Source organism: Streptomyces sp. S3(2020), assembly GCF_013044505.1.
In the GTDB taxonomy this organism is placed as follows: domain Bacteria; phylum Actinomycetota; class Actinomycetes; order Streptomycetales; family Streptomycetaceae; genus Streptomyces.
Genome location: NZ_JABERD010000309.1, coordinates 1 through 8,343, shown reverse-complemented (window position 1 = coordinate 8,343; position 8,343 = coordinate 1). Strand labels below are relative to the sequence as shown.

Here is an 8,343-nt window from a genome sequence, read left to right as displayed (position 1 = left end):
GGGCGGGGGGGGGCCCGGGGGCGCAGGGCGCAGGGCTCAGGCGATCCCGAGCCCCTCCAGCACCACCGCGCCCGGCAGCTCCGCGAACGCCTTGCCCGGTACCAGCAGCTTGCCGCGCCGCCGGCCGCTGCCCACCAGGACGTAGGGCAGGTCGACGACGGCCGAGTCCACCAACACGGGCCAGTCGGCGGGGAGTCCCACGGGGGTGATGCCGCCGTACTCCATGCCGCTCTCCCCCGTCGCCACGTCCATCGAGGCGAACGAGGCCTTGCGGGCGCCGAGTTGGCGGCGCACCACGCCGTTGACGTCGACGCGGGTGGTGGACAGGACGACACACGCGGCCAGTTGGGACTCTCCACCGCGCTTGCCCGCGACGACGACACAGTTCGCGGACTGTTCGAGCAGCTCCTGGCCGTAGTGCTGCACGAAGACGGCCGTGTCGGCCCACTGCGGGTCGGTCTCGACGTAGACGATCTGCTCGGCGGGGACACTGCCGCTCCAACGGCGTACGGCGTCCGCGACGGGGGCGGTCAGTTCGCCGAGGCAGTCGGGGGCGGGCCGGGCGTTGTCGAAGTGTCCGATGGGTGCGTCCATGGCCGCACGCTAACAGCCGCTCAGGGGGCGGCCGGCACCGAGATCGCCAGCAGGAGTTCCATCGGGACGTCACCCTGATTGCCGTAGGTGTGCGAGGCGTTGGCCTCGAAGGTGACGCTGGAGCCGGCCGGGACGCGGTGTTCGACGCCGTCGACGGTGAGGGTCAGTTCGCCGGCCGTGACATGGGCGATCTCGACCGTGCCGACCGGGTGCGGGTCGGAGGAGCTGCTGTCGCCCGGCATCAGCTTCCACCCCCACATCTCCAGGGGGCCGGGGGCCTCCGTGCCCGCGAGGAGCTTGCTGTAGCTGCCCTCGTCCGTGTGCCACAGCCGGACGACCTGCTCGGGCGGGACGATCCGCACCTTCGGACCCTGCTCGTAGTCGAGCAGGGTGGTGATGCTGACGCCGAGGGCGTCGCCGATCTTCACGACCGTGCCGATGCTCGGATTGGTCCGGGCCTGTTCGATCTGGATGAGCATGCCGCGGCTGACTCCGGCGCGTGCGGCGAGCGCGTCGAGGGTGAAGCCGCGTTCGGTCCGCCAGCGCTTGACGTTGCGCGCCAGGGACTGGGTCAGCAGATCGAGGTCCGACACATCACGTCCAATATTCTGTATGACACAGCACAATCGATTGAACTACGGTGAGGTGCACCCGATCGTTCACCGAACTGTACTGCGAGGCACCCCGTGACAGCATTCTTCGCCCTGGCCACCAGCCTCCTGTGGGGGCTGGCCGACTTCGGCGGCGGACTGCTGACCCGGCGCACCCCCGCGCTCACGGTGGTGGTCGTCTCCCAGGCGATCGCGACGGTCGTGCTCGGCGTGATCGTGGTCGCCACCGGCGGCTGGAGCGAGTCCGGGCCACGGCTGTGGTTCGCGGTCGCCGCCGGACTCGTCGGCCCGGTCGCCCTGATCTGCTTCTACAAGGCGCTCGCCCTGGGCCCGATGGGCGTGGTCTCCCCGCTCGGCACCCTCGGCGTGACCGTCCCGGTCGGCGTGGGTCTCTTCCTCGGCGAGCGCCCCGGTCCGGTGCAGTTCGCGGGGATCGGGGTCGCGGTCCTCGGTGTCGTCCTCGCGGGCGGCCCGCAGCTTCGGGGCGCCCCCGTGCAGCGGCGGACCATCCTGCTCACCCTGGTCGCGGCGTTCGGCTTCGGCACCGTGTTCGCACTGATCGCGGAGGCGTCGACCACGGTCACCGGCCTGTTCCTCGCCCTCTTCGTGCAGCGCGTGGTGAACGTCGCCGTGGGCGGCGCAGCCCTGTACGCCTCGGTCCGCAGGGGCGCCCCCGCACTCCCGCCGGGCGGTTTCCCCTGGGCCGCGCTCCCGGCACTGGCCTTCGTCGGCCTCGCGGACGTCGCGGCGAACGGCACCTACGCCGTCGCCGCCCGGCTGGGCCCGGTCACCGTGGCGGCGGTGCTCGCCTCGCTCTACCCCGTGGTGACCGCCCTCGCCGCGCGCGGCTTCCTCAGCGAACGGCTGCGGGCGGTCCAGGCGGCCGGCGCGGGCCTGGCCCTGGTGGGCACACTCCTGCTGGCGACCGGCTGAGGCGTCCCCGGATCAGGCCGGCTCGGATCAGTCCAACTCGGCGAGTTTCGCCGCGGTCTCCTCGTCCAGCCCGGCCAGCGCGTTGAGCTGCTCCGGCGTGACCCCCTCGGGTATCGGCCTGGGCGCCGGGGTCCGAAGCGGCGGCTGCCAGCCGGCCTCGGGAGTCCATCGCCGTACGATCCTGGCGGGCGCCCCCGCCACCACGGCGTGGTCGGGCACCGCGCCGCGCACCACCGCGCCGGCCGCCACGACCACGTTCCGCCCGATCCGCGCCCCCGGCAGGATCACGGCACCGGTGCCGATCCAGCAGCCGGGGCCGATCTCCACCGGCTCCATCCGCGGCCACTGCTTGCCGATGGGCTCGTGCGGATCGTCGTAGGAGTGGTTCGTGGACGTGACGTAGACATACGGACCGAAGTAGCAGTCGCTGCCGATGGTGACCGTGGTGTCGGCGATGACATGGCTGCCGCGGCCCAGGACGACACCGTCCCCGATGCGCAGGATCGGCTCCGGACCGAGGTCCAGGTCCGGCATCAGACCGGCGGTCAGGGTGACCTGCTCACCGACGATGCAGTGCGAGCCCAGCCGGATCCACGGCTCCCCGAAGACCGTGCCGAGCGGAAACGCGAGCCGCGAGTGCTCGCCCAGCGCGCCGAAGCGGAACCGTCCCGGGTGCTCGGCCGTCACGGAACCCGTGCGCTGCACCCAGGCCCAGCCCGCGTGGACGGCACGCTGCGTGAGGCTGCGACACCAGGATGAGAACGTGTTCTTCTTCGGCACGAGGTCACCGTACTCACGGTGAGGTGGGGCGATGGGCGACCGGGCCTGTGATCTTCGCCCCACGCGTGTGGCGTACGGTGCGGGTGTCAGCGACGACGAGGAGAGGGCGATGACGCACAAGGCGTTGATCACGGGCATCGGCGGCCGGGAACCGAAGATCGACGAGGAGGCCTTCGTGGCCCCCACCGCTTCGGTGATCGGCGACGTGACCCTGGAGGCGGGGGCGAGCGTCTGGTACGGGGCCGTGGTCCGCGGCGACGTCGAGCGGATCTCCGTCGGCGCGCGGAGCAACATCCAGGACAACTGCACCCTGCACGCCGACCCGGGGTTCCCCGTGACGATCGGCGAGCGGGTGTCGGTGGGGCACAACGCGGTGGTGCACGGGGCGACGGTCGAGGACGACTGCCTGGTCGGGATGGGCGCGACGGTGCTGAACGGCGCGGTGATCGGCGCGGGGTCGCTGGTGGCGGCACAGGCACTGGTCCCGCAGGGGATGCGGGTGCCGCCGGGATCACTGGTGGCGGGGGTACCGGCGAAGGTGAGGCGTGAGCTGACGGAGGAGGAGAAGCAGGGAGTGACCCTCAACGGCACCCTGTACGCGGACCTGGCGAAGGCTCACGGGGAAATCCACGGCTAGCCCAGACCCACCCAGGGGCGCGGGGCTGTCTCGATGTGGGGCTACCGGCGCGTGGGCGCAACGAGCCACGGCTGACCCGCGCCCGAAACTACTCCGCAGCCCCCACGGTCTCCGCCTCCCGCACCGCGCCTCCCGCCTTCGCGGCCTTCCGCTTCAGCACCAGCATCGACGTGAGCCCGATCAGCACGGCGAGCACCAGGCCCAGCCACGAGAACCGCTTCAGCCACGACTCCGCGACGATCCCCACGTAGTAGATGACGGCCGTCGTACCGCCCGCCCAGAGGATCCCACCGAGGACGTTGGCGGTCAGGAACTTCCAGTACGGCATCCGCAGCACACCCGCCAGCGGCCCCGCGAAGATCCGCAGCAGGGCGACGAACCGGCCGAAGAAGACGGCCCACATGCCCCACTTCTCGAAGGACCGCTCCGCCGTCGCGATGTGCCCTTCGCTGAAGTGCTTGGGGAACTTCCTGCCCAGCCAGGCCAGCAGTGGCCGGCCGCCCTTGCGTCCGATCGCGTAGCCGATGGAGTCACCGATGATCGCGCCCGCGCTGGCGCAGGCACCGAGGATGAACGGGTCGATCTCACCGTGCTGGGAGGCGAGCAGCGCGGACGAGACGAGGATGATCTCGCCCGGCAGCGGGATGCCCAGGCTCTCCAGGCCGATGACCAGGCCCACCAGCAGATAGATGCTGACCGCGGGTACGGACTCGAGCCACTCCTGGACGTGCACCGCCGGTTCCTCCCGTTGCCGTGTGTGTGCGGCGCACGCTCCACGCGAGCGTGCGCCGGGGCAGCCTACCCGTTGAGTGTGACGGTGGCGGAGTCCCACAGGTTGCACTGATGCTCACGGTGCACGGTCGCGCTCAAGGCGTTGCCCCCGGCGGACGCCGTCCGCAGCGAGAGCACGGTCCCCGTGCCGACGGGCATGGCGGGCTGCCCGTCCGCCCGCGGCACCCCACCGCGAACGAAAGATCCCCAGTACTCGATCATCTGCCGTGCCAGCACCTTCTGCTCGCTGTTCAGCGGGGACGGAAGGCCGAAGTGCTTGAAGAGGTACTGCACCTCGTTGACATGGGTCGCGCCGAAGTCGAAGTCGGTCCCCAGAGCGCGCAGTGAGGCGAACGGCGGGGAGGTGCGGTCGGCGAACTCGTACCCGTAGACCGGTCCGCGCCCGGCGAGCACGGTGTCGAGCCGCAGCGCGCTGCACGCGAAGAGCAGGTCACCGAGGGCCGTGGCGTAGCCGATCGTCGGCGTCGGGTACGCCGAGGCCGGGTAGCGCCGCAGCGCCTGCTCGCCGAACTCCTCCCGCATGACGGTCGGATACCGCTCGGCCGTGAGGGGGTTCCCGCCGAGGTCGAAGCGGGCGAAGGCGAAGAGCCGGCCCTCGTCCTGGTTCGCGCCGTTCATCACCGGCACCCCGGCGGCGGCCCCGCGGGCGAGGGCGTCCGAGGGCTGTGCGGGCAGGAAGCGACCGCCGGCCACCGGCCCCCAGTCGAACTCCCCTTGTGCGGCGAGGACTTCGGCGGCGGACTTGCCGCGCAGACAGGCGACCGTCTCGCAGCCGAGCGTCCGCGCGAACGCGGCTCCCTGGCTCACCGCCGTTCCCCGTGTCCGGGCGGCACAGTCGTCGTACGCCCCGCTCTCGATGATGCCCGCGCGGAACAGCCCCTTCGCCGTGGGTGAGGCGAGCTGGGTGCAGACCGAGCGGCCGCCCGCCGACTCACCTGCGATGGTGACGCGGCCCGCATCACCGCCGAAGCGGCCGATGTTGGCGCGCACCCAGCGCAGGGCCGCCTGCTGGTCGAGCATGCCGAAGTTGCCGGAGACCCCGTCGCGGGCCTCGTCGTCGAGACCGGTGGTGGCGAGGAAGCCCATCGCTCCCAGGCGGTAGTTGACGGTGACCACGACCGTGCCGGTACGCCGGGCGAAGGTGTCGGGGACGATGTCCTGTCCGGCCCCCGCGGTGAGCCCGCCGCCGTGGAACCAGACCATGACCGCTCGGCGTCCGGCGCCTTCGGGGACGTACACATTGAGGTCGAGGCAGTCCTCGGTGTGCGAGGGCCGCTCGTATCCCGGGTCCCAACTCGCCGTCTGTACGCACTTGTCGCCGAAGTCCTGTGCCGTGCGCACCCCGTGCCAGGGCCGGACCGCTCTCGGTTCACTCCAGCGGAGTGCGCCGACGGGTGGCTCGGCGTACGGGATGCCGAGGAACTGCCTTCCCTCGGCGGTGACTTCACCCCGTATCTGACCCGCCTCCGTACGGACGACAGGGTCGGGCGGGCCGACCGCCTGAGCGGGTGCGGGTGTCACGAGCGCGGCTGTGAGTGCCGTCAGGGCGACGGCGACGGTGCGTATCACTGGGTCACCTCCGGTCCGGATCCAGAAACGCCAGGGGCGCGGCGGGAAAACTATGACCGTTGGTGACTCGTGTCAATGAGTCGAACGCAAAGCGGCCGGATGCCGACAAGAACCGAAGGAGGGGCCGCCTCGACGAGGCGGCCCCCGGGTCAGTGAAGGACGGATTCGAGTGTGGTGACGACGGTTTCGGCGACCGGCACGTCCTGGAGGACGTCCGGGTCCTCGGGTTCGTCCCGATGGTCGACCTGGGCCATCCTCGGCTCGTACTCCTCCGGCTCGCCCGGAGCCTGGCCGTCGCGCTCCTCGGGGCGCGGAGCGTCGGCGGTGGGTGCCTTCGAGGGGGCGTCCGGGAGCCGGCGGCTCTCACCCTCCTCCTCACCCTGCTCCTCCGTCCCGCCCTTCTCCGTCTTCTCCTTCTTTTCTTTCTTCTCTTCCTTCTCTTCCTTCTCCTCCGTCTCGCCCTTCTTCCGCGCCTGCGCGGTGGGCGAGTCCGCGGTCTCGAACAGCCATCCCTGGCGCGAGGAGCCGTCGCGCTCGGCCACCACGACATCGAGGTCCTTGTCGGGTGCGACGACCATCCCCTTGCGCCAGCGGAGCAGGAGTTCGCCGCGGACCGTGAGGTCGTACTGGACCTCACCGGCGTGCACCAGGCATCCGGCGAGGACGACCGCGCCCGCGTCGGTGTCGGCGTCGAGGCAGAGCGTGGGATCGGCGAGGCTGCGCAGCAGACCGTCGTCCTGGTAGGACCACTGCTGGGACAGTGCCGAGGAGCAGACCGCGAGCACCGCCGCGGAGCCCGCCTCGACCCTGTTCCCACGGACGTCGAGGCAGAGACCGGCGGTGCGGCTGCGGAGCCTGCCGTGGCCGACCTCCACGGGGTCGCTCGCGGAGGCGGCCGACGGGGAACCGTCGGACGAGGGCGCCGAGTCGGGGCTGGGCACGACGTCGTTGCCGCTGGGCGCGCCCCAGGTGGCACGGGGGTCGGGGACACCGTTGTCGTCGGACCAGCCCTTGGTGACGAGGACGGTCGCGAGCAGGGCGAGGGAGGTCAGGCCCACGACCATCGCCGCCTTGGTGTGCCGCCTCGGTGCGGCGAGACGTGCGGGCCGGTGCCGGCCGCCGCGCGGACGGGCGGCCGGCGACTGGCTCGAACCGCCGCGGCCGGGCCGGGAGTCGAGATAGCGCCGGGCACCCCAGCCGAGCACGGTCTCGGCGAGCAGCACTTCGAGGCCGCCCTCGAAGTGGCTGAGCTGTTCGGCGGCGTGCCGGCAGTAGCGGCACTCCGTCAGATGCTGCTGCACATCGGGGAGCAGGGCGCCGCCGCGGCGAATCGGGACGTCGAGGAGTCGGTTGTAGAAGCGGCAGCCCTTGGAGGGCGCGAGTTCCCGGTGGGCCCGTACACAGCCCTCCCGGAATTGGTCGCGTGCCCGTTCCAACCCGTCCGCCGCCTGGGGGATGTCGACCCCCAACAGACCAGCTGGTACGGATATGTGCTCGGCCTCGACCTCGACATGCCACAACAGGCATTGCGAGGCACCCGGAAGGGCCTGGAATGCGCGCTCGGCGAGCCGCCGCCTTTCGGGCGTGGCAGCCCGCGCGGCGCGCAGTCCGCGACCGCCGGTCGTCTTGCCCAGTTCCGGCAGTACCGCGGAAATGCGGTCCTGTGCGGCCCACTCCTTCACCGTGTCCCGTACGGCGGACAGGAGTTGGGGCCGCACCGCGCCCCCGCCCGCCCGGCCGAGCACACGGTGGAACGCCGCGGCGGCCACGAGCTCCGCCGATCCGGACGAGGAGGCCAGGCAGATGACCGCGTAGTCATGGGTGGCCCGCCAGTGCCGGGCCATCAGCAGCGCGACGGCGCGGTCGCCGCCCTCGGCGCCGCCCAATTGAGCGACGAGATTTCGGTCGGTCTCCCCCGGAGTCGCTCCGGGCCGCGGCGGATAGGGGGGTCTTGGGGGGTAAGGGGATTGCACTGAACCATTTCCTTCCAAGCCGCAGGACGGCATGGCTATTGCACGTCCGTCGGAAAGCAGGTGCGTGATTGGTGCATACCTATGCCGCGTCAGGTACGGTGCGGTCATTCGGGGCGGTCACTTTCGCACACGTGAATCACAGGAAACAAGAAGTTCGAGTGACCAAAGTTCAAAACGCAGTGAATTCAGATAAGTTACCGGCGGTATCCGCACCCGCATTCGAAGTTGAGGACCGGCCGACGCCAAGTTGTGTGCAAGCAAAGACAGTTGGCACACGAAATCTTCAACTTTCGCGGCCCCGGGCCCGACGCACAGCGGGCTCCCACGTTTCTCCCTGGAAGCTCTCATTCCCATCGGCCAGCATGGGCCGCATGACCGTCCCCCACACCCCCGCCGACCCCCGCAGACACCGCCCCCCACCCCCCCACCCACTCGCACCCTGCCTCCCCCCCCC

At 71.1% G+C, this 8,343-nt stretch carries 8 protein-coding genes; 2 read left to right on the top strand and 6 right to left on the bottom strand.

Annotated elements, in window-relative coordinates; genetic code table 11:
• Positions 1 to 36 precede the first annotated feature (36 nt).
• Positions 37 to 594, bottom strand: coding sequence for a YbaK/EbsC family protein (locus HLK59_RS45800; RefSeq protein WP_171147604.1), 558 nt, complete (start codon positions 592 to 594; stop codon positions 37 to 39).
• A 20-nt stretch (positions 595 to 614) separates the two neighbouring features.
• Positions 615 to 1,187: a helix-turn-helix domain-containing protein gene (locus tag HLK59_RS45795; protein ID WP_346779975.1), complete on the bottom strand. Its 573-nt coding sequence runs from the start codon at positions 1,185 to 1,187 to the stop codon at positions 615 to 617.
• Positions 1,188 to 1,280: 93 nt separating this feature from the next.
• On the opposite strand from HLK59_RS45795, the gene HLK59_RS45790 reads away from it, so the two are divergent.
• Positions 1,281 to 2,138, top strand: coding sequence for a DMT family transporter (locus HLK59_RS45790; RefSeq protein ID WP_171147602.1), 858 nt, complete (start codon positions 1,281 to 1,283; stop codon positions 2,136 to 2,138).
• Positions 2,139 to 2,165: 27 nt separating this feature from the next.
• On the opposite strand, the gene HLK59_RS45785 is transcribed toward HLK59_RS45790, so the two are convergent.
• Entirely contained in the window at positions 2,166 to 2,918 is a 753-nt protein-coding gene (locus tag HLK59_RS45785) for an acyltransferase (protein ID WP_171147601.1), read from the bottom strand.
• Between the two features lie 109 nt (positions 2,919 to 3,027).
• On the opposite strand from HLK59_RS45785, the gene HLK59_RS45780 reads away from it, so the two are divergent.
• Positions 3,028 to 3,555, top strand: a complete 528-nt coding sequence (locus HLK59_RS45780) for a gamma carbonic anhydrase family protein (protein ID WP_171147600.1) — start codon at positions 3,028 to 3,030, stop codon at positions 3,553 to 3,555.
• A gap of 88 nt (positions 3,556 to 3,643) precedes the next feature.
• On the opposite strand, the gene HLK59_RS45775 is transcribed toward HLK59_RS45780, so the two are convergent.
• The 3 genes from HLK59_RS45775 to HLK59_RS45765 form a co-directional block, all read right to left on the bottom strand.
• Positions 3,644 to 4,288: a DedA family protein gene (locus HLK59_RS45775; RefSeq protein ID WP_171147599.1), complete on the bottom strand. Its 645-nt coding sequence runs from the start codon at positions 4,286 to 4,288 to the stop codon at positions 3,644 to 3,646.
• A gap of 65 nt (positions 4,289 to 4,353) precedes the next feature.
• Positions 4,354 to 5,916: a carboxylesterase family protein gene (locus tag HLK59_RS45770; RefSeq protein WP_346779974.1), complete on the bottom strand. Its 1,563-nt coding sequence runs from the start codon at positions 5,914 to 5,916 to the stop codon at positions 4,354 to 4,356.
• Positions 5,917 to 6,065: 149 nt separating this feature from the next.
• Positions 6,066 to 7,760, bottom strand: coding sequence for an RICIN domain-containing protein (locus tag HLK59_RS45765; RefSeq protein ID WP_240983025.1), 1,695 nt, complete (start codon positions 7,758 to 7,760; stop codon positions 6,066 to 6,068).
• Positions 7,761 to 8,343 lie beyond the last annotated feature (583 nt).

Coding starts and splice junctions, on each gene's coding strand:
- HLK59_RS45780 (WP_171147600.1), top strand. CDS start 3,028: ATGACGCACAAGGCGTTGATCACGGGCATCGGCGGCCGGGAACCGAAG.
- HLK59_RS45800 (WP_171147604.1), bottom strand. CDS start 594: ATGGACGCACCCATCGGACACTTCGACAACGCCCGGCCCGCCCCCGAC.
- HLK59_RS45765 (WP_240983025.1), bottom strand. CDS start 7,760: ATGGCCCGGCACTGGCGGGCCACCCATGACTACGCGGTCATCTGCCTG.